At 64.6% G+C, this 23,576-nt stretch carries 19 protein-coding genes and 2 tRNA genes; 13 read left to right on the forward strand and 8 right to left on the reverse strand.

The genetic code is table 11. The features are described 5' to 3' along the window. The first annotated feature begins 340 nt into the window (after nucleotides 1-340). The 7 genes from oxc (at nucleotide 341) to oxlT (ending at nucleotide 8,921) form a co-directional block, all read left to right on the forward strand. Nucleotides 341-2,086 carry an oxalyl-CoA decarboxylase gene (gene oxc / locus E1956_RS09440; protein WP_134748351.1) on the forward strand — a complete coding sequence of 582 codons (1,746 nt, stop codon included), beginning with the start codon at nucleotides 341-343 and terminating at the stop codon, nucleotides 2,084-2,086. A gap of 32 nt (nucleotides 2,087-2,118) precedes the next feature. Continuing rightward, the gene (frc, locus tag E1956_RS09445) at nucleotides 2,119-3,369 is read left to right on the forward strand and encodes a formyl-CoA transferase (RefSeq protein WP_134748352.1); all 1,251 of its coding nucleotides are present in this window, start codon (nucleotides 2,119-2,121) and stop codon (nucleotides 3,367-3,369) included. Between the two features lie 96 nt (nucleotides 3,370-3,465). Beyond that, nucleotides 3,466-3,912, forward strand: a complete 447-nt coding sequence (locus E1956_RS09450; protein ID WP_134748353.1) for a PAS domain-containing protein — start codon at nucleotides 3,466-3,468, stop codon at nucleotides 3,910-3,912. A gap of 71 nt (nucleotides 3,913-3,983) precedes the next feature. Beyond that, entirely contained in the window at nucleotides 3,984-4,256 is a 273-nt protein-coding gene (locus E1956_RS09455; protein ID WP_134748354.1) for a hypothetical protein, read from the forward strand. Between the two features lie 241 nt (nucleotides 4,257-4,497). Then, a complete protein-coding gene (locus E1956_RS09460; protein ID WP_134748355.1) occupies nucleotides 4,498-6,087 on the forward strand; it encodes a Re/Si-specific NAD(P)(+) transhydrogenase subunit alpha in 1,590 nt (529 codons plus the stop codon). Nucleotides 6,088-6,100: 13 nt separating this feature from the next. Continuing rightward, nucleotides 6,101-7,495 (forward strand): NAD(P)(+) transhydrogenase (Re/Si-specific) subunit beta, encoded by a 1,395-nt coding sequence (locus tag E1956_RS09465; RefSeq protein WP_134748356.1) that lies wholly within the window; start codon nucleotides 6,101-6,103, stop codon nucleotides 7,493-7,495. Between the two features lie 100 nt (nucleotides 7,496-7,595). Next, a complete protein-coding gene (gene oxlT, locus E1956_RS09470; protein ID WP_232071078.1) occupies nucleotides 7,596-8,921 on the forward strand; it encodes an oxalate/formate MFS antiporter in 1,326 nt (441 codons plus the stop codon). Between the two features lie 19 nt (nucleotides 8,922-8,940). On the opposite strand, the gene E1956_RS09475 is transcribed toward oxlT, so the two are convergent. The 3 genes from E1956_RS09475 to E1956_RS09485 form a co-directional block, all read right to left on the reverse strand. After that, the gene (locus E1956_RS09475; protein ID WP_134748357.1) at nucleotides 8,941-9,198 is read right to left on the reverse strand and encodes a hypothetical protein; all 258 of its coding nucleotides are present in this window, start codon (nucleotides 9,196-9,198) and stop codon (nucleotides 8,941-8,943) included. 185 nt (nucleotides 9,199-9,383) lie between these two features. Then, nucleotides 9,384-9,470, reverse strand: a tRNA-Leu gene (locus tag E1956_RS09480). 187 nt (nucleotides 9,471-9,657) lie between these two features. Then, a tRNA-Leu gene (locus E1956_RS09485) sits at nucleotides 9,658-9,744 on the reverse strand. A 398-nt stretch (nucleotides 9,745-10,142) separates the two neighbouring features. Between E1956_RS09485 and rnr the strand changes: the two genes are divergently transcribed. From rnr to rpiA, 3 genes are all read left to right on the forward strand, one after another. Continuing rightward, nucleotides 10,143-12,641, forward strand: coding sequence for a ribonuclease R (rnr, locus tag E1956_RS09490; protein WP_134748358.1), 2,499 nt, complete (start codon nucleotides 10,143-10,145; stop codon nucleotides 12,639-12,641). A gap of 246 nt (nucleotides 12,642-12,887) precedes the next feature. Beyond that, nucleotides 12,888-13,631 (forward strand): 23S rRNA (guanosine(2251)-2'-O)-methyltransferase RlmB, encoded by a 744-nt coding sequence (gene rlmB, locus E1956_RS09495; protein WP_134748359.1) that lies wholly within the window; start codon nucleotides 12,888-12,890, stop codon nucleotides 13,629-13,631. 216 nt (nucleotides 13,632-13,847) lie between these two features. Continuing rightward, nucleotides 13,848-14,543: a ribose-5-phosphate isomerase RpiA gene (rpiA, locus tag E1956_RS09500; protein ID WP_134748360.1), complete on the forward strand. Its 696-nt coding sequence runs from the start codon at nucleotides 13,848-13,850 to the stop codon at nucleotides 14,541-14,543. A gap of 289 nt (nucleotides 14,544-14,832) precedes the next feature. Here the strand turns inward: rpiA and E1956_RS09505 are convergent, their stop codons facing one another. Continuing rightward, nucleotides 14,833-15,567, reverse strand: a complete 735-nt coding sequence (locus E1956_RS09505; protein ID WP_028216738.1) for a Crp/Fnr family transcriptional regulator — start codon at nucleotides 15,565-15,567, stop codon at nucleotides 14,833-14,835. Nucleotides 15,568-16,359: 792 nt separating this feature from the next. Between E1956_RS09505 and E1956_RS09510 the strand changes: the two genes are divergently transcribed. From E1956_RS09510 to E1956_RS09520, 3 genes are all read left to right on the forward strand, one after another. Further along, a complete protein-coding gene (locus tag E1956_RS09510; protein ID WP_134748361.1) occupies nucleotides 16,360-17,970 on the forward strand; it encodes a mannose-1-phosphate guanylyltransferase/mannose-6-phosphate isomerase in 1,611 nt (536 codons plus the stop codon). A 349-nt stretch (nucleotides 17,971-18,319) separates the two neighbouring features. Beyond that, nucleotides 18,320-19,039: a FadR/GntR family transcriptional regulator gene (locus E1956_RS09515; protein ID WP_134748362.1), complete on the forward strand. Its 720-nt coding sequence runs from the start codon at nucleotides 18,320-18,322 to the stop codon at nucleotides 19,037-19,039. A 223-nt stretch (nucleotides 19,040-19,262) separates the two neighbouring features. Further along, nucleotides 19,263-20,273 carry a Gfo/Idh/MocA family protein gene (locus E1956_RS09520; protein WP_134748363.1) on the forward strand — a complete coding sequence of 337 codons (1,011 nt, stop codon included), beginning with the start codon at nucleotides 19,263-19,265 and terminating at the stop codon, nucleotides 20,271-20,273. Nucleotides 20,274-20,347: 74 nt separating this feature from the next. On the opposite strand, the gene E1956_RS09525 is transcribed toward E1956_RS09520, so the two are convergent. The 4 genes from E1956_RS09525 to E1956_RS09540 form a co-directional block, all read right to left on the reverse strand. Further along, the gene (locus E1956_RS09525; protein WP_134748364.1) at nucleotides 20,348-21,064 is read right to left on the reverse strand and encodes a hypothetical protein; all 717 of its coding nucleotides are present in this window, start codon (nucleotides 21,062-21,064) and stop codon (nucleotides 20,348-20,350) included. Beyond that, nucleotides 21,061-21,675 carry a hypothetical protein gene (locus tag E1956_RS09530; protein WP_134748365.1) on the reverse strand — a complete coding sequence of 205 codons (615 nt, stop codon included), beginning with the start codon at nucleotides 21,673-21,675 and terminating at the stop codon, nucleotides 21,061-21,063. Before E1956_RS09530 ends, E1956_RS09525 begins: the two co-directional genes overlap by 4 nt. Then, nucleotides 21,672-22,220: a PAAR domain-containing protein gene (locus E1956_RS09535; RefSeq protein WP_134748366.1), complete on the reverse strand. Its 549-nt coding sequence runs from the start codon at nucleotides 22,218-22,220 to the stop codon at nucleotides 21,672-21,674. Before E1956_RS09535 ends, E1956_RS09530 begins: the two co-directional genes overlap by 4 nt. A 567-nt stretch (nucleotides 22,221-22,787) precedes the next feature. Continuing rightward, nucleotides 22,788-23,447, reverse strand: a complete 660-nt coding sequence (locus E1956_RS09540) for an amino acid ABC transporter permease (RefSeq protein WP_028216743.1) — start codon at nucleotides 23,445-23,447, stop codon at nucleotides 22,788-22,790. Nucleotides 23,448-23,576 lie beyond the last annotated feature (129 nt).

The raw sequence follows: 23,576 nt of genomic DNA on the forward strand, positions 1-23,576 counted from the left end.
CGCCGTACGCCGTTCATCTGGACATTCACGGGCATGAATTGAACGCCGCAGCCGCGGTGTGAACCCGTACGCTCCGCGTTTTCATCTGCATGCTTTTGTTAGCCAATATGTTTGGACTACGTAATAAATCGATGATGCGCACGCGTGCATTTCGATGCAGCGTTGCCCCTCGTGTTGTGTGCCGCATCAAAGCGAAGGCACAGACGTCCGCTCGCACAGGCGTTGCGCGTCGTCTTGCACCGCGGCACGAACCGGACGCGTAAAAAAAATCTTGACTAATACTGTGTGTGGAATATTGTATATCACGAGTAACCCAACGCCCCGCCAAAGAGGAGACGTCATGGCAGAAGCAGGCATCAACGACGCGCAGGAGAGCTCTGCGCAGGAAGCGCAATCGACGACCGACGGTTTTCACCTCGTCATCGACGCGCTCAAGCTCAACGACATCGACACGATTTACGGTCTGGTCGGCATTCCGATCACGGACCTCGCGCGTCTCGCCCAAGCCGAAGGGATGCGTTTCATCGGCTTCCGCCACGAGCAGAATGCGGGCAACGCCGCAGCCATCGCGGGCTACATGACGAAGAAGCCCGGTATTTGCCTGACGGTTTCGGCGCCCGGCTTCCTCAACGGCCTCACCGCGCTCGCGAACGCCACCACCAACTGCTTCCCGATGATCCTCATCAGCGGTTCGAGCGAGCGCGAGATCGTCGACCTGCAGCAGGGCGACTATGAGGAAATGGACCAGCTCAACGCGGCCAAGCCATATGCGAAGGCCGCTTACCGCGTGCTCCACGCCGAGGACATCGGCATCGGCATTGCGCGGGCAATCCGTGCGGCAGTCTCGGGCCGGCCCGGCGGCGTCTATCTCGACCTGCCGGCCAAGCTGCTCGCGCAGACCATCGACGCCGTGAAAGGCGAGCAATCGCTCGTGAAGGTCGTGGATGCGGCGCCGCGCCAGCTGCCCGCCCCCGACGCGGTCAAGCGTGCGCTCGATGTCCTCAGGACTGCAAAGCGCCCGCTGATCCTGCTCGGCAAGGGCGCGGCGTACGCCCAGGCCGACGCGCAGATTCGCGAGCTGGTGGAGAAGAGCGGTATTCCGTATCTGCCGATGTCGATGGCCAAGGGCCTGCTGCCCGACACGCACGAGCAGTCCGCCTCGGCGGCGCGCTCATTCGTGCTGGCGGAAGCGGATGCCGTCGTGCTGATCGGCGCGCGCCTGAACTGGCTTCTCTCGCACGGCAAGGGCAAGACGTGGGGCGCGCCCGCGCCCAAGCGCTTCGTGCAGATCGACATCGCGCCCACCGAGATCGACAGCAACGTGGCGATCGAAGCGCCCGTGATCGGCGATATCGGCTCGTGCGTCGAGGCGCTCGTCGCCGGCATGGGCGCCGACTTTCCGAAGCCCAGCGGCGAATGGCTCGATGCCGTCGCGGAGCGCAAGAGCAAGAACCTCGCGAAGATGGCCGCGACGCTCGAGAAGAACCCGTCGCCGATGAATTTCCACAGCGCACTGCGGGCGATTCGCGACGTGCTCAAGACGCGCCCCGATATCAACGTCGTGAACGAAGGCGCGAACACGCTCGACTACGCGCGCGCCGTCATCGATATGTATCAGCCGCGCAAGCGTTTCGATTCGGGTACGTGGGGGATCATGGGCATCGGCATGGGCTTTGCGATTGGCGCGGCGGTCACGAGCGGCACGCAGGTCGTGGCCATCGAAGGCGACAGCGCGTTCGGCTTCAGCGGCATGGAGCTCGAGACCATCTGCCGCTACAACCTGCCGGTCTGCACGATCGTCTTCAACAACAACGGCGTTTATCGCGGCACGGATGTGAACCCGAGCGGCAGCGCCGACGTCGCGCCCACCGTGTTCGTGAAGGGCGCACGCTACGACAAGATGATCGAGGCCTTTGGCGGCATCGGCCACCAGGCGAGCACTCCCGAAGAACTCACTGCGGCACTGCTTGAAGCGATCGCGTCGGGCAAGCCCACGCTGATCAACGCTGTGATCGACGAATCGGCCGGCACCGAGAGCGGCCGTCTCACGAATCTGAATCCGCAAAGCGCGGCCATGAAGAAATAAATCCGATCGGACATTAATCAGGAGTCAAGGCAATGAGCAAACCCCTCGACGGCATCAAGATCATCGATTTCACCCACGTCCAGGCCGGACCGGCCTGCACGCAAATGCTGGCGTGGTTCGGCGCGGACGTGATCAAGGTGGAGCGGCCGGGCGCCGGCGACGTGACGCGCTCGCAGTTGCGCGACATTCCCGAAGCGGACGCGCTCTACTTCACGATGCTCAACAGCAACAAGCGCTCGCTCACGCTCGACACCAAGAAGCCGGAAGGCAAGGAGGTGCTCGAGAAGCTGATCCGCGAGTCGGACGTCATGGTGGAAAACTTCGGCCCCGGCGCGCTCGATCGCATGGGCTTCACGTGGGAGCGCATCAAGGAGCTCAATCCGAAGATGATCGTGGCTTCGGTGAAAGGCTTCAGCGAAGGCCATCACTACGACGACCTCAAGGTCTATGAGAACGTCGCGCAGTGCGCGGGCGGCGCGGCCTCGACCACCGGCTTCTGGGACGGCCCGCCCACGGTCAGCGCGGCGGCGCTCGGCGACAGCAACACCGGCATGCATCTGGCCATCGGCATTCTCACGGCGCTGATCGGCCGCGACAAGACGGGCAAGGGCCAGAAGGTGGCCGTCTCGATGCAGGACAGCGTGATCAACCTGTGCCGCGTGAAGCTGCGCGACCAGCAACGCCTCGACCGCGTGGGCTATCTGGAGGAGTACCCGCAGTATCCGCACGGCAGCTTCAGCGATGTGGTGCCGCGCGGCGGCAACGCGGGCGGCGGTGGCCAGCCGGGCTGGGTGCTCAAGTGCAAGGGCTGGGAAAACGATCCGAACGCGTATATCTACTTCACGGTGCAGGGGCATGCATGGGAGCCGATCTGCCGTGCGATCGGCAAGCCCGAGTGGATCGACGATCCGAACTACAAGACGGCCCTGGCGCGCCAGCCGCATATTTTCGACATCTTCGCGACGATCGAGGCGTGGCTGGCCGACAAGACCAAGTTCGAGGCCGTCGATATCCTGCGCAAGTTCGACATCCCGTGCGCGCCGGTGCTCAGCATGAAGGAAATTGCCAATGACCCTTCGCTGCGCGCAAGCGGTACTATCGTCGAGGTCCCGCACAAGGAACGCGGTTCGTATCTCACCGTGGGCAGCCCGATCAAGTTCTCGGAGCTGAAGCCGGAAATCACGGGCTCGCCGCTGCTCGGCGAGCATACGGACGAAGTGCTCGCCGACCTTGGCTACACGCCGCAGCAGATCGCGGCGTTGCATGAGTCGCGCGCGGTCTGAGGCGCGGGACGCTCCGGCCGAAAAGCGCGGCGTGCGAGTGAGTGTCGCGCGCGCCGCGCTTTGCCGGCCCAACCCTTTCCCCACATTGCCCAAAACATGCCAACCGCCATCGATTTCGCACAGCTTGCCGATGCTATCGGCGACGCCATCGTCATCTCGGACGCCGCCGGCGACATCACTTACTGGAATCCCGCCGCCACCCGCATGTTCGGCTTTACGCGCGACGAGGCATTGGGCAAGACGCTCGATCTGATCATTCCCGAGCGGCTGCGCGGCCGCCACTGGGACGGCTATCACAAGACAATGGCGACGGGGCAGACGCGCTACGGCAACGACGTGCTGCGCGTGCCCGCCGTCGACAAGGATGGACGCGCGCTTTCCATTGCGTTCACCGTCGCGCTGCTGCATGGAGAACAGGGCGAGGTGACAGGCATCGTCGCCGTGATTCGCGACGAGACCGCGCGCTTCCAGGAGGAGCGCAATCTGCGCAAGCGCATTACCGAGCTCGAAGCGCAGGCCCAGGCACAGGTGCAGCAGTCCTGAGCCAGCGGGTTGGCCCGCAGTTGTCGCCAGATCGCTTGACGCCACTATCCAGGTCCGCACGGAGCGCATCGATGCATACAGAAAGACTCGGACATTACGAGGTCGAACTCTCGGCCCGGCAGTTCATCCACAACGGCGGCTGGGCGGCGTTTGCCGCGATCCACGCACGCGCGGACGAGCCGTCCGGCGAGCATGGTCCGCATGGCGAGGGCGCGGCCGTGTTCCCCGAGCAGCGCGTGGCCGACGAGACCGTCTTCGCCAGCGAGGCGGCCGCCATTGCGGGCGCCCGCAAGGCGGCGCTCGCCGTGCTCACGTATCTCGGGACAGTCAGCCCGCCTCGCTAGCGGTCCCACGAGGGCGCAACGAGGCGACGCGCGGCGCAGGGTGCGACGCGCGCGAGTGATTCCAGCATTTGGGCAATAACTACATTGCATGGGGCCGGAGTACGTGTTGAAGCACTAGCTCCGGCCGACACAGGAGACGTTTCATGACAGCATGGCCACGCCATCGGCGCGCCAGGGGCGTTTGCGCCCCGCCGATTCTTCGCGCACGCGATAGCGCGACATCCACGAGCGGAGGCTCGCCATGGCAATGATCATTGCAGTGCCGCGCGAAATCTTCGAAAACGAACGCCGTGTAGCGGCGACGCCGGAAAGCGTCGCACAACTGATCAAGCTCGGCTATGAGGTCGAGATCGAAGCCGGCGCCGGCCACCAGGCATCGTACGGCGATGAAGCGTATCGCGCGGCGGGCGCGTGCATCGTCGGCGACACGCTCGAACTCTGGGCCAACGCCGACATCGTGCTGAAGGTGCGTCCGCCGTCGATCGAGGAGGCGCAGCGCCTGAAGACCGGAGCGACACTCATCAGCTTCATCTGGCCCGCGCAAAGCGGTGCGCTGCTCGACGTGCTCGCCGCGCGCGGCGCGACAGTGCTCGCGATGGACTGCGTGCCGCGCATCTCGCGCGCGCAAAAGCTCGATGCGTTGAGCTCGATGGCGAACATGGCCGGCTATCGCGCCGTAATCGAGGCAGCTCAGCATTTCGGCCGCATCTTCACGGGCCAGATCACGGCCGCGGGCAAGATGCCGCCCGCGAAAGTGCTCGTGATCGGCGCGGGCGTGGCCGGTCTCGCGGCCATCGGGGCGGCGCGCGGGCTGGGTGCGATCGTGCGCGCGTTCGATACGCGGCCCGAGGTCGGGCAGCAGATCGAGAGCATGGGCGCCGAGTTCCTGAGCGTGGACGTGGAGGAAGAAGGCGGCGGTGGCGGCGGCTACGCGAAAGTGATGAGCGCGAAGTTCATCGAAGCGGAGATGGCGCTTTTCAGGGCCCAGGCGAGCGAGGTGGACATCATCGTGACGACGGCGCTGATCCCTGGCAAGCCCGCGCCGCGCCTGATCGATGCGGAGATGGTCGCGTGCATGCGCGCGGGCAGCGTGATCGTCGACATGGCCGCCGAGCAGGGCGGCAACTGCGAGCTCACGCGCGTGGGCGAGGTCGTGCATGCGCACGGCGTGACGGTGATCGGCTATACCGATCTGCCGAGCCGCATGGCGAACCAGTCGAGCCAGCTCTACGCGACGAACCTGCGTCATCTGCTGACCGATCTCACACCTCTTAAGGATGGCGAAATAACGATCGACATGGACGATGTCGTGCAGCGCGGCACGACGGTCATGGAGCGGGGCAAGTTGTGCTGGCCCGCGCCGCCGGTGCCGACGGCGGCGGCCGCACAGACCGCACCAGCCGCGCCTGCGGCGAAAGCCACGCAGCAGGCGCACGCTGCGGCAGGCGGCGCGAGCCCGGACGCTGCTGAAGCACGCGGACGCAGCGCGTGGCCGCTGGCCGCGCTCGTCGTGGCCGCCGCGTTGTTGCTCGCGCTCGGCGCCGTCGCACCGCCTGCGTTCGTGGCACATTTCACGGTGTTCGTGCTGGCCGTGTTCGTCGGCTATCAGGTCGTCTGGAATGTCACGCCCGCTTTGCATACGCCGCTCATGAGCGTGACCAATGCCATCAGCGGGATCATCGTGATCGGCGCGCTGCTGCATCCCAACGGCGCGGATACGGGCACGGTCGTGAGCGTGCTCGCGGGCGTCGCGCTACTGGTCGCGACGGTCAACATCGCGGGCGGATTCCTCGTGACCCAGCGCATGCTGAAGATGTTCCAACGGACTTAAGGAGACTGGCGTCATGCTCGGTGGAATCGGCAATATGGCGTGGCTCGGCTCGGCCACGCTCTTCATCCTCAGCCTGCGCGGGCTCAGTCATCCGGCGAGCGCCAGGCGGGGCAATCTCTTCGGCATCTGTGGGATGGCGATCGCGGTGCTTGCCACGCTGCTCGTCACGGGCGGCGCGGGGCTCGAGATCGCGCTGGGGGCGGCGCTGGTGGGCGGCGGCGTCGGCGCCGTGCTCGCACGGCGCGTGGAGATGACGCAAATGCCCCAGCTCGTGGCCGTGCTGCACAGCTTCGTCGGTCTTGCGGCAACGCTCATCGCCTTCGCCAACTTCCTCTCGCCCGCCGCGGCAACGAGCGCCATCGAGCGCGGGATCCACGACACGGAGATCTATGTCGGCGCGTTCATCGGCACCGTGACGTTCAGTGGCTCGATCGTCGCGTTCCTCAAGCTGCAGGGCACGGTGGGCGGCAAGCCGCTCGTGCTGCCCGGCCGGCACCTCATGAATGCCGTGGCGCTCGCGGTGTGCATCGCGCTCGGCTATGTCTTCGTGAGTGCGCCGCAGGGCCCGAATGCACTCGCTGCGCTCGTCGCGATGTGCGCGATTGCGGCGGTGCTGGGCGTGCATCTGGTGATGGCGATCGGCGGCGCGGACATGCCCGTGGTCGTGTCCATGCTCAACAGCTACTCGGGATGGGCCGCGGCGGCAACCGGCTTCATGCTCGACAACGACCTGCTGGTGACGACCGGCGCGCTCGTTGGCTCGAGCGGCGCGATTCTCAGCTACATCATGTGCCGCGCCATGAACCGCAGCTTCGTTTCGGTGATTCTCGGTGGCTTTGGCGCGGTGGCCAGCACGGCAAGCGCGGCGCCACAGGGCGAAGTGGTGGCGACCTCGGCGGAGGAGGTGGGAGCGCTGTTGCGCAACGCCGCCGAGGTCGTGATCGTGCCTGGCTACGGCATGGCCGTTGCGCAGGCGCAGAGCACCATCAGCGAGATCACGCGGCGGCTGCGTGCGCAGGGCGTGCGTGTGCGCTTTGGCATCCATCCGGTGGCGGGGCGCCTGCCGGGCCATATGAACGTGCTGCTCGCCGAGGCGAAGGTGCCCTACGACATCGTGCTCGAGATGGACGAAATCAACGAAGACTTCACGAACACCGATGTCGTGCTCGTGATCGGCGCGAACGATATCGTGAACCCCGGCGCGCAGGAGGATGCGGGCAGCCCGATCGCGGGCATGCCGGTGCTCGAGGTGTGGAAGGCGCGCACCGTGGTGGTCTCCAAGCGCAGCATGGCAACGGGCTACGCGGGCGTCGACAATCCGCTTTTCTATAAGGACAACACACGGATGCTGTTCGGCGATGCGAAGGGCAGCGTCGACGCGCTGCTCAGACAACTCGAATCGGCTTGATTAGAAGAAATGCAAGGCAAGCGGCGCGTGGCACGGCGAGGCCGGCCGCGCGCGAGGCCACCGGTGACGGCGGCGCATCAACGTACGGAGAGAGACAACCGTGGCACACACCGATCGCATCGACGCCCCATATACGGCGCGGCGGCACAACCGCTGGGTGCAGCTCGTGGCGGGCGTCGCCTGCATGGGGCTAGTCGCCAATCTGCAGTATGCGTGGACACTATTCGTAGTACCGATGGATTCGAAGCATCACTGGGGGCAGGCCGCGATTCAGCTCGCGTTCTCGCTGTTCATCGTGACGGAGACCTGGCTCGTCCCCGTGGAGGGCTGGCTCGTGGACCGCTTCGGGCCGCGCCCGGTCGTGATGGGCGGCGCATGCTGCGTGGCGCTGGGATGGATGCTCGACGCATGGGCGCCCGTGTTGCCGGTGCTCTACGTGGCGGCGGTGATCTCGGGTATCGGCGCGGGGTGCGTGTACGGCACCTGCGTGGGCACGGCGCTCAAATGGTTTCCCGACCGGCGCGGCCTCGCCGCGGGCATGACGGCCGCGGGCTTCGGCGCGGGCGCGGCGCTGACCGTCATTCCGATCGCGCGCATGATCCAGCATTCGGGCTATGAGACGGCCTTCGTGTTCTTCGGCCTGTTGCAGGGCGTGTGCATCATGGCGTTCGCACTGGTGATGGTCCGTCCGAAGCTGCCCGCGCATGCGGCCCGCGTGCAACGCGTCGTCGCCACGAAGACCGACTACACGACGCGCCAGATGGTCCGTGCACCGCTGTTCTGGGTGATGTATGCGATGTTCGTGTGCGTTGCCACGGGCGGCATCATCGCGACCGCGCAGATCGGGCCGATCGCCAAGTCGTATGGTTTCGCCTCGATGCCGGTGACGTTCATGAGCATGACGCTGCCGCTTCTGACGATGACGCTGTCGATCAACAATCTCTGCAACGGCTTCACGCGGCCGCTGTGCGGGCTCATTTCGGACCGCATTGGGCGTGAGAACACGATGTTCATGACCTTCCTCGGAGAAGGGCTCGCCTTGCTCGGCCTGCGCTACTTCGGCCACGACCCGTATCTCTTCATCCTGTTTTCGGGGCTCGTGTTCCTGTTCTACGGCGACATCTTCTCGAACTTCCCGGCGACCTGCGCGGATACCTTCGGTGCGCGCTATGCGGCGGGCAACGCCGGCACGCTCTATACGGCGAAGGGGACTGCCGCGCTGCTGGTGCCGATTGCCACGCTGCTGGCGCTCCACGGCGGCTGGAACATGGTGTTCGACTTCGCGGCCTGTATCGCGATGATGGCGGGGGTGTGCGCGAAAGTGGTATTGCAGCCGATGCGGCGGCGCTGGATTCTGCAGTCGGGCGCGCCCGCGAAGCGTACGGAGAGGGCGTTCGTTGGCGAGCCGCTGGGTTCCGGAGAATAGGGCGCGCGCCTTTGTACGATCAACCCAGTTTCGCCGATCTCGTGTGCGTCGCGCGTACGCGCGCGCGGCGCACACGCCGGGCGTGGGTGCGCGCCTGGACGCGGCGTGGATCGGTTTCGGGTGCTTCGATGGGTTCGTCTGCGGCGGACAACGCCGCATAGCGCCCATCGTTGCGGCCGCGCTCGATCCACTCGACTGGCAATCTGGTCGCGATCAACCATGTCGCCGCGGCGCCGAAGGCCACGGCGATGATCGCGACGCTAATGACGACGGACATCTCGTCTCCCTGTTATCGGCATGGTCCAGTGCAGGCGACGTGCATCAGGCACCGACCGTTTGCGATCAATGTATACCACTAAACATAGCGGGGTGCTTTTTGAGCGGGGGAGACGATGTGCGCGAAAAACAAAAAAGCCCGCAATGTGCGGGCTTTTTTGATGAAACTTTAGTCTTGAAGAAGCGTGGTGCCCAGGAGAGGACTCGAACCTCCACAGTGTTGCCACCGCCAGGACCTGAACCTGGTGCGTCTACCAATTCCGCCACCTGGGCACGTCTTCAAGCTAGACAGCGATTATAGCGTGTTTCCGGCTTCTGTCAACAGAAGTTTTCAACAAATCTTCACATCGCGAAAGATCTGCATCGACGTGCAGGCCCCGGTGAAACATGAAGCGCAGGGGAGGTGCCGTTCGCACGCCGAAAATGAAAAAGCCGGCATAAAGCCGGCTTTTTTGAATCTTGGTGCCCAAGAGAGGACTCGAACCTCCACAGTGTTGCCACCGCCAGGACCTGAACCTGGTGCGTCTACCAATTCCGCCACCTGGGCAAGGTGTCGCTTACTACTTGCTGCTGCGCTGTGTCGTGCAGCAGAGAACGAGATTCTAGCGTGTCTGTAGGGACTGTCAAGGCCCTTTTGAGAAAAAGTTTCGCGGCCGCCATCGGACCCGAGTTCGCTGCACGCGTCGCGCGCGCGGCGGCTCCGCAAGCCTGCATGCTGAATTGCCGGGTGCGGCGCGGGTGTTAGAATGCCTCGCAGCAGTAGAGACGGTATGGCGCAAGCGCTCGACGCGTCACTGCGCGTGGTGTGCCGCGCAGCGGTGCACCACGTCGCGCTGTCTGTGCCAGCCGCATGTTGCAGCACTCGAAGACCGGGGCGCGGCATGATTTCCCGTATCCGCGCACTATCCGAAGTCCCAAGTCACGAGAACAACCATCGACAAGCCCTTGAGCAAATATCCGTATCCGATTCCCAGCCGCGAAGAGATCCTCGGCGTGCTGCGGACCAGCGAATCGCCCTGTACCGCGAACGATATCGCCGAGGCGCTGGCCATCAAGCGCCAGGAGCGCGAAGGGTTCTTCAGGCGGCTCGCCGCGATGGAGCGCGACGCTCAGATCCGGCTCGACTCGCGCGGCCACTATCAGCTTGCGCATCCGTCGAACTTCGTTGCGGGCCGCGTCCAGGGCCATCGCGACGGCTACGGCTTCCTCGTGCGCGACGACGGCCAGGACGATCTGTTCCTGCCGCAAGGCGAGATGCAGAAGGTCATGCACAACGACCGCGTGCTCGCGCGCATCGTCGGCTACGACCGCCGCGGGCGTCCGGAAGGGCACATCGTGGAGGTCACGGACCGCGCGAACCGCAGCGTGATCGGCCGGCTCCTGAACGAAAACGGCGCGCTCATCGTCGCGCCCGAAGACAAGCGCATCGGCCACGACATCCTCATCACGCAGAACGCGAAGAAGGCCAAGGTCGGCCAGGTCGTGGTGGTCGAGCTCACCGACTTCCCGAGCCGCCACTCGCAGCCGGTCGGCCGCGTCATGGAAGTGCTCGGCGACATCGACGATCCCGGCATGGAGATCGAGATCGCCGTGCGCAAGTACGGCGTGCCGCACGAGTTCAGCAAGGCCGCGCTCGACGAGGCCGCGAAGCTGCCCGATGCCGTGCGTCCCGCCGATATCCGCTATCGCGTCGATCTGCGCGACGTGCCGCTCGTCACCATCGACGGTGAAGACGCGCGCGACTTCGACGACGCCGTCTACTGCGAGCCGATCAAGGTCGGGCGCGGCGACGGCTTCCGTCTGCTCGTAGCCATCGCGGACGTCTCGCACTACGTGCTGCCGGGCGGCCGGCTCGACGTGGACGCCATCGAGCGCAGCACCTCGGTGTACTTCCCGCGCCGCGTGATTCCGATGCTGCCCGAGAAGCTCTCGAACGGGCTGTGCTCGCTCAATCCGCACGTGGACCGCTGTGTGCTGGTCTGCGACATGGTCATCACCGCGCGCGGCGAGATCAAGGCGTATCAGTTCTATCCCGGCGTGATGCATTCGGCGGCGCGTCTCACGTATACCGAAGTCGCGGCGGTGCTCAAGAACACCAAGGGGCCGGAGGCGATGCGGCGCACCGCGCTGCTGCCGCATCTGCAGAACCTCTACAGTGTTTACAAGGCGCTGTTCGCGGCACGCCAGAAGCGTGGTGCGATCGACTTCGACACGACCGAGACCTACATCGTCTGCAACGCGCAGGGCAAGATCGAGCAGATCGTGCCGCGTCAGCGCAACGACGCGCACAAGCTGATCGAGGAGTGCATGCTCGCGGCCAACGTCTGCGCGGCCGACTTCATGAAGCGCAACAAGCATCCGGGCCTGTACCGGGTGCACGCGGGCCCGAGCGCGGAAAAGCTCGAGAACCTGCGCACCTTCCTGCGCGGCATGGGTCTCTCGCTCGGCGGCGGCGACACGCCCCACGCGAGCGATTACGCGGCGCTCATGGCGCACATCCGCGACCGGCCCGACGCCCAGATGCTGCAGACGATGCTGCTGCGCTCGATGCAGCAGGCCGTCTACAGCCCGGACAACATCGGCCACTTCGGTCTCGCGTACGAAGCCTATGCGCACTTCACGAGCCCGATCCGCCGCTATCCGGACCTGCTCACGCACCGTGCGATCTACGCGATCCTGCAAGGCAAGAAGTATCAGCCGGCGGCGCCCGAAGGCGTCGAGCTCAACACGGCACTCTCGCCGCGCGCCCGCGCGCTGCAGGCCGAAGACGAAGCGAAGCGCGGCAAGCGCGCCCGCGGCGCGAACACGGCAATCTGGGAAGAGCTGGGCCTGCACTGCTCGGCCAACGAGCGCCGCGCCGACGAAGCCTCGCGCGATGTCGAAGCCTGGCTCAAGTGCTATTTCATGCGCGACAAGCTCGGCGAGGAATATGGCGGGATGGTGAGCGGCGTGACGTCGTTCGGCATTTTCGTGCAGCTCGATTCGCTGTTCATCGAAGGCCTCGTGCATGTGACGGAACTGGGCTCGGACTATTTCCAGTACGACGAGATCAAGAACGAATTGCGCGGCGAGCGCACCGGCATCCGCTACCGTCTTTCGGACCGCGTGCGTGTGCAGGTGAGCCGCGTCGATCTCGACGCGCGCAAGATCGACTTCCGCCTCGTGCGCGACACGCCGGTCAAGCCCGCCATGAATCGCGGCCCGCAGGGCCAGCAGCAGGAGCGCGGTGCGCCGGACGGCGGTCCGCGCGTGCGCTCGATGCCGCCGGGTCAAGGCGGGCAAGGTAGCCAGGGCGGCGATGACGTGCGGCGCAAGAAGGCCGCACCCGCGCCGAGCGCTGCCGTGAAAGAAGCGCGCGCGGCGCGCAGCGCGGCCAAGACCGCGAAAAAGCGCGCGGCGTCGAAGGCGGCGGCCAAGAAGTCTTCGCCGCGCAAGAAGCGCTGAAGCCGTGCTGCGCGCGTGGGCGCGCAGCGTATGTAGCACCCATGCGCCGCGCCGCGAATGCCGCGCGGCGCATGTTCGTTTGACCAGACACGCCGTGTCTGCCGCCGAGGCGCCCATCGAGGTGGCCGCAGGCGCGGGCACGGCGTGACCCGGACCGCGCGTCGGCCGGCGGAATCACATTCGTTCGCGGCGAGAGGCGTCGTGCCTTGCGCGTCGCGAACCGTTCATCAGGGGTTGTATCAAGTCATGTCACGTCTCAAGGTTCTTTACGGCTTTCATGCGGTGACCGCACGTTTGCGGCACGACGCGTCCACGGTCGAGGATGTCTATTACGACACGACGCGGCGCGATCGCCGCATGCAGGATTTCCTGCACGCCGCGAAGGACGCGGGCGTGCGCATTATCGCCGCGGATGAGACGCGTCTGTGGGGTCTCGCGCGCACGGAGCGCCATCAGGGCGTGGTCGCGCGCGTGCACGATCTGCCGCTCGCCCAGAACCTGGCCGAACTGCTCGACGGCATTCAGGGCTCGCCGCTGTTGCTCGTGCTCGACGGCGTGACCGATCCGCACAACCTCGGTGCCTGTCTGCGCGTGGCCGATGCTGCCGGCGCGCACGCGGTGATCGCGCCGCGCGACCGCGCCGTGGGCCTGAACGCCACGGCTGCGAAGGTGGCGAGCGGCGCCGCCGACACGGTCCCGTACATCACCGTCACGAACCTGGCGCGCGCACTGCGCGAGTTGAAGGACGCGGGCGTGTGGGTGGTCGGCACGGCCGGCGACGCGAGAGTGAGCCTCTACGAGACGAAGCTCGACGGCCCCGTCGCGCTGGTGCTGGGCGCCGAAGGCGAGGGCATGCGCCGCCTCACGCGCGAAACCTGCGACGAGGTCATGCAGATTCCGATGGCGGGCACGGTCGAGAGCCTGAACGTTTCCGTGGCTTCGGGCGTGTGCCTGTTCGAGGCGGTGCGTCAACGCGCGGCCGCCCGCTGACGTATCCGTCCCAAGAGGTTTCTGCGCGAGGCGAGCCGGGCTGCAATGGGGATCGCGATCGCGAAAGCGCGCGTTGCACCGCGGCTCGAGGCGGCAAGACCTCCGTTATCGGAGCCCTGCGCGAAGCGCGGCGGGCGTAGTCGCGGCTGCGCCCGCCCGCAACTCCGGTAAACTATGCGTTTTCCGCGTTTTTCTCTCCTCGGGCAGTTCCCCATCATGACTCAAGACGAACTCAAGAAACTGGTCGGCCAGGCCGCCGCCGACTATGTCAACGCGCAGGTGCCGGAAGGCGCCGTGATTGGCGTCGGCACCGGCTCGACCGCGAACTGCTTCATCGACGCGCTCGCTGCCAGCAAGGGCCGCTACCGCGGCGCCGTGTCGAGCTCGGTCGCGACCACCGCGCGCCTCGAAGCGCACGGCTTCAAGATCTTCGACCTGAACGAGATCGAATCGCTGCCCGTGTACGTGGACGGCGCCGACGAGATCGACGCGTCGGGCGCGATGATCAAGGGCGGCGGCGGGGCGCTCACGCGCGAGAAGATCGTCGCCTCGGTGTCGGAGGTGTTCGTGTGCATCGCCGACGCGAGCAAGCGCGTCGAGGTGCTCGGCCAGTTCCCGCTGCCCATCGAAGTCGTGCCGATGGCGCGCACGGCCATCGGCCGCCGCGTGACGGCGCTCGGCGGCGTGCCGGTGCTGCGCGTGCAGAAGGACGGCTCGCCCTTCATCACCGACAACGGCAACGAGATTCTCGACGTGAAGGGCCTGCGCATCAGCGACCCGCGCACGCTCGAGGCGCACGTCAACGCATGGCCCGGTGTCGTGACCGTGGGCCTGTTCGCGGCACGCGGCGCCGACCTGTGCCTGCTGGGCGGCGAAGCGGGCGTCGAGCGCGTCGAATACCGCAAGGGCTAACCACGCGCGAGCGGCGGCGCACAAAGCCGTGCGATAACCCGCGCGTATGCCGTTGCGCGGGCCGCCGCTCGCTTTCGACTGGGTGCGAGGCGTTGTGCCGGGCACCAGTGGGCGGAAAGGTATCAAACGAACCTTTCCGTCGCACGCAAAAATCAATCAGTCATCCTGATTAGCTGGCCCTGTTACGACACGGGCCAACCGGCAAGGTGTGCCCAGACGGGCACGCCTTGCCAACACAGCCATCGAGACGAGTCAGTGCGCGTCTGCCGGGCCGCAGCCCGGTGCGCACTCATTCCACCGTTTCTGCCTGCTGAAGGCGCGGCAGCAGGCGGTCGAACTCGCGGCGCACGAGGCCGTAGCACTCGCAGGCGCGGGCTTCGAGGCCCTTGCGGTCGAGCACGCGGATGCGGCCGCGGCTGTGGTGGATCAGACCTTCGTCGTGCAGCTTGCCCGCCGCTTCGGTGATGCCTTCGCGGCGCACGCCGAGCATGTCGGCAATGAGCTGCTGCGTGACCGTCAGGTCGTTCGATGCCACGCGGTCCACCTCGATCAGCAGCCAGCGGCACAGCTGCTTGCTGAGCGAGTGATGGCGGTTGCAGGCAGCGGTCTGCGCCACTTGCGTGAGCAGTGCGTGCATGTAGAGCAGCATGAGGCGGCGCAGGAAATCCGAGCGCGCGAACTGCTGCCGCAGGCTCTGTGCGCTCATCCGATACGCGAAGCCCGAGCACTGCACCTGCACGCGATTGGGCATGGTTTCGCCGCCCGTGAGCACGGGCACGCCGGTCATGCCTTCGCGGCCGACCGCGGCAATTTCCACGGAGCTGCCGTCTTCCATCGTCGAAAGCATGGAGATGATCGCCGTCGTCGGAAAGTAGACGTGGTGAATGCGCTGGCCGGAATCGCAAAGCAGTTGTTCGGTGCGCAGATGGACGAGTTCGAGATGCGGTGCGAGTGCTTGCCACTCGTGCGACGGCAATGCGCCGAGCAGGTGGTTGCCGTGCAGGTCCGATTGAAGGGTCAACATGATTGGTCCTCGTGCGAAGCAGCTCTCGCCGCCCCTTGTCTTGTCATTCCGGCCGCCGAATCCTTTGTTGTATGCCGCTTCCCGTAGCGGCTATTGGTTCGTCGTGCCGGCCCCATAGTCCCGAGTGCGTTCGCGATATCGGTTGTATGCGTCACGCCTGTGTGGCGCCTCCCACTAAGCAGGGGGTGTGCCAGCGCGTCGCAAACCTTGTGCTTGCGCGGCTTTGCGGGCGTTACGCCCTGAGCGAGCCGGTGTAACGCCGGGTTTTTGTTTCAAATATGTACGATGCCTCACCGGCGCACAGCCGCCTGCCGAGCTTCCAAAAAATACACAAGTGATTGAATTGTTTGAGTTATTCGGGCTGATGGAGGGTGTGTTCGAAAATGACTCCATGCTGAAACATGCACACCCGGGGCGGATGGCCGAGCGGCCGGGACGTACGCGGAACCGTTCGAAATTGAATCAGCTCTGTTGCACCGCAGGCGATCTGCGCAGAAACGTTCGCTCGTGAAACATGACAGCGTTACGACACGTCACGTTACGCAGGGCGCCATCGACCAGCAGGCCAGGCGTTGCCCGCGCAACGGCCAGGCAAGCGCGACACGTGCATGCGCAAGCGCTGTTTCGTTCGCTCGCGCGCCGCCTGTGCGTTAGCGAGCAATCAGTGTGGGTATGCGTACAGAATCGCCCGCCGCGCTTTGCTCCAATGGAGTCCGAACACCGAGGGGGCGCGTGGGCCGCATGGCGCGCGCGTCCGTCGGGGACCAGACATCCGAACGGGGAGCTTCCTGCATGAACCAGGTCGTTACGCCGGCCGGCTTGATTGCCGCTGCCAATGAACCCGAAGTTGCGCTCGTCGTCCAGCCCGTGGTGCTGGCCGGCGGTTCGGGCACGCGGCTGTGGCCGCTCTCGCGAGAACACTGTCCGAAGCAGTTGATCGACTTGCTCGATGGCGAGTCGCTGCTCGAAGCCACCGTGCGCCGCCTCGACGGCGTCTATGCGCGCGGCGGTGTGCAGGTGCGCAAGGCGGCGCCGCTCGTGGTGAGCAGCGAAGAGCTGCGCCACATGACGGCCGACCGGCTCGGCCGCAGCGGCATGGCGGCGCGCGTCGTGTTCGAGCCGGTCGCGCGCAATACCGCGCCGGCGCTCACCGTTGCCGCGCTCGCCGCATGCGCGGCGCAGGCCGTGGAGAAAGCCGCGGCGAAAGCAGCGGAAACGGCAACGGCAAACGTAAAAGCGCCGGAAAACGACAGCGATCCGATTCTGGTCGTGATGCCCGCCGATCATCTGATCGCCGATCGTGCCGCGTTTGCCGCAGCGCTCGAAGACGCGGTGAGCTACGCGGCGCGCGGCGCGATCGTCACGCTCGGCGTGCCGCCGCAACGGGCGGAAACGGGCTACGGCTACATTGGCGCCGGCGCGACGCTCGGCGCAAGCGGGGCGCGCACCATCGAGCGCTTCGTCGAAAAGCCCGATGCCGAGGTCGCCGCCCGCTACGTCGCCTCGGGCGACTACTGGTGGAACAGCGGCATTTTCGTGGTGCGCGCCTCGGTGTGGCTCGCGGCCATCGCGCGCTGCCGGCCCGCCATCGCGGCACAGTGCGCACTGGCTTTCGAGAGGGCGTGCATCGACGCGGACGGCGCGGTCCATCTCGACGCGGCGGCGCTCGCCGCGTGCCCTTCCGATTCGATCGACTACGCGGTCATGGAGTCCGTGGGCGCCGACGCGCGTCTCGCGGGCGTGGTCGTGCCGCTCGTGGCGGGCTGGTCGGACGTCGGCGCGTGGGATGCGGTCTGGCAGGTCTCCGAGAAGGACGCGAGCGGCAACGTCGCGCGCGGGCGCGTGCTGTTCGAAGACTCGAGCGAAAGCTTCGCGCATTCGGATGGCCGGCTCGTCGCCTGCGTGGGCGTGCACAACGTGGTGGTGGTCGAGACGGCCGATGCCGTGCTGGTCGCGTCCAAGGACCGGGTGCAGAGCGTCAAGGCGATCGTCGGCAAGCTCAAGGCGCAGCGCGGCGAGGAGGCGCAGCATCATCGCCGCGTCGAGCGGCCGTGGGGCTGCTACGACTCGGTCGATCGCGGGGAGCGCTTCCAGGTCAAGCGCATCGTCGTGAAGCCGGGCGGGCGGCTCTCGTTGCAGATGCATCATCATCGCGCCGAGCACTGGGTGGTCGTGCGCGGCACGGCGCGCGTCACGCGCGGCGACGAAGTGTTCCTGATCTCGGAGAACGAGTCCACTTACATTCCGCTCGGCGTGAAGCACCGGCTCGAGAATCCGGGCAAGACGCCGCTCGAGATCATCGAGGTGCAGTCGGGCGGCTATCTCGGCGAAGACGACATCGTGCGCTTCGACGATCAGTACGGACGTGCGGGAGAGCACGCTGGCACCACCACGCCGCGTTGAGGCAAACTGCCCGGGCAGCACTGCATATGCACAGCAGGACGCCGCCCCATCATCGCCATACCGATGATGGGGCGGCCGTATGACAAAGCAGTAAGCGGACGATTCATACAGACTGCTTACGAATTGACAACGAAAAACTGTACATCACAAGATTCTGGAAAAGAAAGGGCTGATCGGGGAAAGGCTCGTACGAACTGGGCGTTTGTCGCGCGATTTTTGCGTCAGGAGATATCCTGGCTGGCGGATTATGCAATTCGCATGGCAACGTATGACTAGGTTCGACGAAGCACGAGTGCCCGCGCTGCAACCGTCAAACAGGGCGATCACGCCGCATCGGGGGAGAGGGGTCATGGAACTGGGGAACAAGGAACGCTCACTCGTGAGCAAGGTCATGGATGGCCTGATTTCGGGCATCGTCGAGGAACGTTACGGCGCGATCCTGCCGCCGCAGGACGTCCTGTCCAAGGAGTTCGACGTGAGCCGCACGGTCATGCGCGAAGCGCTGTCCATGTTGCTTGCGCGTCACATGCTCGACGTGCGGCCGAAGATCGGCACGCGCATCAGGCCTATGCGCGACTGGCGCATGATCGACGAAGACGTGGTGAGCTGGCGCTTTCGCGCGAAGCCGGACAAGACCTTCCTGCGCGACGTGATCGAGTTCCGTGCGCTGATCGAGCCGGCCGCGTGCGCGCTCGCGGCGGAGCGCGCGAGCGCGGCGGACCTGGCGGGCATGCGCGACGCCTTCGAGGCGCTGCGCCAGACGAGCCCCGGCGACGCCGGCTGCGAAGCGGCCGACACGCTCTTGCACACGCGCATTCTCGCGGCGAGCGGCAATCAGTTCTATCAGCAGATGGCGGCGATCATTCGCGGTGCGCTCACGCTCGTCAATCCCATCCTGAGCCAGCGCGAGGACGGCTGGCTCAATGTCGTCAACGCGCACGGCACCGTGGTCGACGCGATCGAGCGGCGCGCGCCCGAGGAAGCGCGTGCGGCCGCCGCGGCGATGATCGCGCTCACCGCCGACGAACTCCACCGCTCACTCGCATCCGAGGCCGTCGAGCCGCGCTAGCGCGCCTTGTCCGTTTCCTGCACGCGCCGCCCGTTGGTTTGATTTCGGGCGGCGCGTTGCTTTGCCTGCCAGGTTGCCTGCGAAGTTGCCTGCTCGCGTGCGAGCCAGTATCGTGCGAGTCTTTGCTTTGTCGCGCCCCGCGCGCTGACGAGGTGGAAGATGCAACACGCTGACTCGAACAGCGTGCAGCAATCGGCGATACAACGGCAATACGAGGCAAGGCATGAGCGACTCAGTAAAAGATAGCGGGACCAATCCAGCAACGATACGTTGGGGCATCGTGGGTGCGGGCCGCATCGCACGGCGCTTCGCGCAGGGCGTGGCGCACGTGCAAGGCGCGCGCGTGAGCGCGGTGTGGTCGCGCCGCGCGCCGCCGGCGCAGGCGCTTGCTCAGGAGTTCGGCGCCAGCGCGTGCCCGAGCTTCGAGGCGCTGCTGGCGAGTGGCATCGACGCCGTCTATATCGCGACGATGCAGGACAGCCACGCGCACTATGCCGTCGCTGCGCTGGAAGCCGGCTTGCCCGTGCTCTGCGAAAAGCCCGCGACCGTGAACGGCGCGCAGCTCGAGCGCGTGCTCGACGCCGCGCGCGGCGCGCAACGCCTCTTCATGGAGGCGATGAAGCCGCCGTTCTATCCGCTCTATCGCGCCTTGCGCGCGCATCTGCAAGCCGATCCCATTGGCCCGGTGGGGCTCGTGCGCGCGGGCTGCTCGGTCGCCAACGTGCCCGCCGATCATCCGTCGTTCTCGTTCGAGCATGCGGGCGGTGCGCTGCTCGACATCGGCGTGTACGAGATGTTTCTGGCCGTCGACTGGCTAGGCGCGCCGCGCGAGGTGCAGACTTTCGGACGCCTCGGCGCGACCGGTGTGGATACGTTTGCAAGCCTCAATTGCCAGCATGAAAACGGTATCGCGCAGCTCTTTTGCGGGCTCGATCTGCATGGCTTCGGCGACGCGCTGCTGGCGGGGCCGCTCGGCAACGTGACGATCCACGCGAACTGGTGGAACCCGGTGCGCGCGACGATCCGTTATGTCGACGGCCGCACGGTGGAACTCGACGAGCCCTTCGACGGCGGCGGGCTGAACTACGAGACCGCGCACTTTTGCGAGTTGCTGCGCGCGGGCGCTCTGGAAAGCCCGGTCATGCCGCACGAAACCTCGCGGCGCATGATTGCGATGGCCGACGCCGCGCGCGCGGCGCTCGGCTTGCGGTTTGACTGCGAGATGCGTGTGTAGAACCCGAACGTCTAAAGGCCCGTTGAGCTGGGCGTTCGTCAATGCGGATAGACTCTGATATAGCGAAGATCCGCTCAATGAACTTTCGGTAGCAATTTGCTTTCCCGTGAAAATGAGAACGGATTTTCAGGGCTGACGAAGTGAAGGCGGATTTCATTACCCGTCGGCATAAATTTCCCGCGCTCAAAGGTGAAATACGAAAGGACCAATCCGGTACGCGTACCTTGTGCTTCATCGACAAGATAGCTGTTCTTCGGAAAGGCAATTTGACCGTTAGCCGCTGCTAATACGGCTCGACATGATGAAAGCAGGCTCGGCAAATGGAGAAGCACGGATTTGCTGCTCAATGGGTCAACCAGAACGTATATTTGCTGGTGTCGATTAGCTTCGCCCGATCCGCTACCGTGTCCCTCCATACAGAGAAGGGGTGGACGGTTGCCTATCCTTTCTGTAACGAAAACATTGGCATCGTCGGGATAGATGTCGGTAGCGTGTTCATTTGGAAAAATTGTTGCTTGTGTAAAGCGATACTGCCGCTTATTGATTGATAGATGATTCGGCGCAACCTGAATTGTTACGGCTCGACCATCGATTGTCGATTGCAATTCGGTATAGACGCCATCATCCCCAGTGTTGGAATAGACACTCCCCATGTCCCGTTTGAGTGGGCTTTTGAAGACTACTCCGGGTTGATCCGTATAGAATGTGTCATAGCTTTTGTAAATGGTTTCTGCGTATGCGCAGCTCGATGCAATTGGAAATAAAATTGCGATATATTTAAAAATTCTCATCGATACGCCTTTCCGCCTGTGGCCTGTAGATAGTCTGGGTTGTGTGCCCAGAAAATTGTGCTTCCGTGTGCTGCGGTTGAAATCCATATTGAATCGTATCGACCGCGCTCGGCACCATCAACAATTTGCCCAGTCTTCTTGTTTATTACCCGCCAATGCACAATAGCATGCCGCGGCTTCTCTGGGACGTTGAAGATGTTATGGGTAGCGTCTCCCCATTTAAAGCCATCACGCACTTTGGGGTGCTGTGAATAATTTGTTTTGAAATCCAGTCCGTCCCACCAGAAAGCACTATTCGAGGGGTCTACACCATCATTGGCAATCGCTTTTCGTGCCCAATCAACCGCCAATCTCATCGCCGGACTTAACTCTATCTCTGATTCCCGCGTTCGCATCAGCCTGTTGAAACGTTCGTTAGAGCCGTCCCACGCATAGGCATAATTCGGATCCGCGCTACGCAATTCGGACACCGTTTTGTTATTCCATGCTCGACACCTGTTAGCTACTGCAAATGCGATACCGCCGATTTCCTGGGAGTCGTTCGCCGTCGATGCCTCGCCATATGCAATCGCCGCAAGCAGACGCACATTTCTGTCTATCGCGTTGCTCATCTAACGCTCCCCGTCCGCCACGCAATGAATGTTAGATCTGGATGCGTAGCCTTCGACACCATTGCCGTTTTGCCACTTGCAAGCAATTCGCTATTGAAAAGTGCAACACCATCACTGAACAGCGTATAGGTCATTCCGTCAATTGGAGCGCCGCTTATCGCGTCAAGCAGTTCGAAGTAATGTTCGAGTTCGTCATGCGTATCGTGATTTGCGCCAGTCATCGAGCGACTACTACCTGGTGCCTCTCCCATTTCGCGCGCCGTGAATTCATGCCAGGCGGTGTCTTGAGAGGCGATCATGACGGGCGGCGGATCACACGCGCAGATACAAATATCGCCTTCGAGCGCCTGGTGCTTGCCCATCATCGTTGCCGATCGATGCGGACCCCTCCGGCCGATTGCGCCAGTCGTATTGCAGACGGGGCACACTACCTTTGCGTCGATGAACGTCAGGGGTCGGCCGTGGTGGGTGCAACGTTCTATCCCTTCGATAACTACGCCGCCAGCAGTGGACTTGTCTCCCAGTCTTAGCAGATATCGCTTCATACCGTACCCCACCGAATTCGCCTTTGCCGCTTTGCCATTTCCATACCTCCAGGGAGTCGATGAAAGCAACCGGCCCGGTAGTGCAACCGGCTACGCTGCGGGCGTGAATTTCACCCGTTCAAGCGATGCTGGCGATGCGCCCGAAGGTGCGGTATAGGACACGTCCGAATAAGGGTATGAACTATTCATGGCGCATTGTGACGTGCATGCAGGTTGATATTCGATAATTTCTGTCTGATATGGTGAATAATTCTGATGCTCGGTTTCGCCAGCTCGAGCGGCTTGCGCCGGTTCCGCGCGCTTCGATCACGCGAGCGGTGCCTCAAACTTAAGGACGAAATACGCGCGGACGTGCGGGCACTCAACAAGACATCCACGCAGGCCCGCACGGGCGCATCGCGTGACGCGCGCGCCGAGGGCTACAACATCAAGGCGAGCGCGATCAAGCAATCATTCACGATTGAGCGTGCCACGCCGTCGAAACCAAAGGGGAGAAGGCTCGGCCCCGCGCAGCGAAGCATGGGGCCGCTTTGCCGCTCGTGCGCGCCTGCCGGCGCGAGATGACGCTCAATGCCGCGTGGGCAGCGCGAGGCGCTTTTCGTACCAGTGCTGGATCCACTCGAGCACCTGGCAGAGCACCCAGTACACGGCGGCGGCCGCGAGATAGAGCGGCAGCGGCTGGTACGTCGAAGCGATGATCTCCTGGGCGCTGCGCAGCAGCTCGGTCACGGTGATGACCGAGACGAGCGAGGTGTCTTTGATGAGGCTGATGAGACTGTTCGAGAGGCTCGGCACCGCAATGCGCAGCGCCTGCGGCGCGATCACGTAGCGCAGCGTCTGGCGCCGCGAAAGGCCGAGGCTATAGGCTGCGAGCCACTGGCCGCGGTGAATGCCGAGAATCGCGCCGCGCATGCTCTCGGAGAGATAGGCCGCCACGTTCGCGGAGAGCGCGATCACGCCGGCGGGTGTGGGGTCCAGCGAGATGCCGATGCTAGGCAATCCGTAGTAAATCACGAAGATCTGCACGAGCAGCGGCGTGCCGCGCATGAGGCTCACGTACACGCGCGCGATGAACACGAGCGCGCGGTTGGTGCTGATGCCCATGAGCGCGAGCACGGCGCCGCCGATCAGCCCGAAGATCATCGACAGGACTGCGAACTTGACTGTCAGCACCGCACCCTGCGCGAGCACCGGCAGCGACTGGATGATGAGCGTAGAGATGGGCATGGGAGGACGCGGGTGAGAAACGCTCGCTGGGCGAGCCGTAAAAACAAGGGGCGGTATCCTGCGATACCGCCCCGCGCCTGTTATGTCACGTGGCCGCCCCGATGCGCTGTGCGAGATGCGCCAGCGCGA

The organism is Paraburkholderia pallida (assembly GCF_004524855.1).
GTDB lineage: Bacteria > Pseudomonadota > Gammaproteobacteria > Burkholderiales > Burkholderiaceae > Paraburkholderia > Paraburkholderia oxyphila.

What these genes read in the sequence shown, in the direction of transcription:
- oxc (WP_134748351.1), top strand. Translation starts at nt 341, where the DNA reads ATGGCAGAAGCAGGCATCAACGACGCGCAGGAGAGCTCTGCGCAGGAA.
- frc (WP_134748352.1), top strand. Translation starts at nt 2,119, where the DNA reads ATGAGCAAACCCCTCGACGGCATCAAGATCATCGATTTCACCCACGTC.
- E1956_RS09450 (WP_134748353.1), top strand. Translation starts at nt 3,466, where the DNA reads ATGCCAACCGCCATCGATTTCGCACAGCTTGCCGATGCTATCGGCGAC.
- E1956_RS09455 (WP_134748354.1), top strand. Translation starts at nt 3,984, where the DNA reads ATGCATACAGAAAGACTCGGACATTACGAGGTCGAACTCTCGGCCCGG.
- E1956_RS09460 (WP_134748355.1), top strand. Translation starts at nt 4,498, where the DNA reads ATGGCAATGATCATTGCAGTGCCGCGCGAAATCTTCGAAAACGAACGC.
- E1956_RS09465 (WP_134748356.1), top strand. Translation starts at nt 6,101, where the DNA reads ATGCTCGGTGGAATCGGCAATATGGCGTGGCTCGGCTCGGCCACGCTC.
- E1956_RS09475 (WP_134748357.1), bottom strand. Translation starts at nt 9,198, where the DNA reads ATGTCCGTCGTCATTAGCGTCGCGATCATCGCCGTGGCCTTCGGCGCC.
- rlmB (WP_134748359.1), top strand. Translation starts at nt 12,888, where the DNA reads ATGTCACGTCTCAAGGTTCTTTACGGCTTTCATGCGGTGACCGCACGT.
- rpiA (WP_134748360.1), top strand. Translation starts at nt 13,848, where the DNA reads ATGACTCAAGACGAACTCAAGAAACTGGTCGGCCAGGCCGCCGCCGAC.
- E1956_RS09505 (WP_028216738.1), bottom strand. Translation starts at nt 15,567, where the DNA reads ATGTTGACCCTTCAATCGGACCTGCACGGCAACCACCTGCTCGGCGCA.
- E1956_RS09510 (WP_134748361.1), top strand. Translation starts at nt 16,360, where the DNA reads ATGAACCAGGTCGTTACGCCGGCCGGCTTGATTGCCGCTGCCAATGAA.
- E1956_RS09515 (WP_134748362.1), top strand. Translation starts at nt 18,320, where the DNA reads ATGGAACTGGGGAACAAGGAACGCTCACTCGTGAGCAAGGTCATGGAT.
- E1956_RS09520 (WP_134748363.1), top strand. Translation starts at nt 19,263, where the DNA reads ATGAGCGACTCAGTAAAAGATAGCGGGACCAATCCAGCAACGATACGT.
- E1956_RS09525 (WP_134748364.1), bottom strand. Translation starts at nt 21,064, where the DNA reads ATGAGAATTTTTAAATATATCGCAATTTTATTTCCAATTGCATCGAGC.
- E1956_RS09530 (WP_134748365.1), bottom strand. Translation starts at nt 21,675, where the DNA reads ATGAGCAACGCGATAGACAGAAATGTGCGTCTGCTTGCGGCGATTGCA.
- E1956_RS09535 (WP_134748366.1), bottom strand. Translation starts at nt 22,220, where the DNA reads ATGAAGCGATATCTGCTAAGACTGGGAGACAAGTCCACTGCTGGCGGC.
- E1956_RS09540 (WP_028216743.1), bottom strand. Translation starts at nt 23,447, where the DNA reads ATGCCCATCTCTACGCTCATCATCCAGTCGCTGCCGGTGCTCGCGCAG.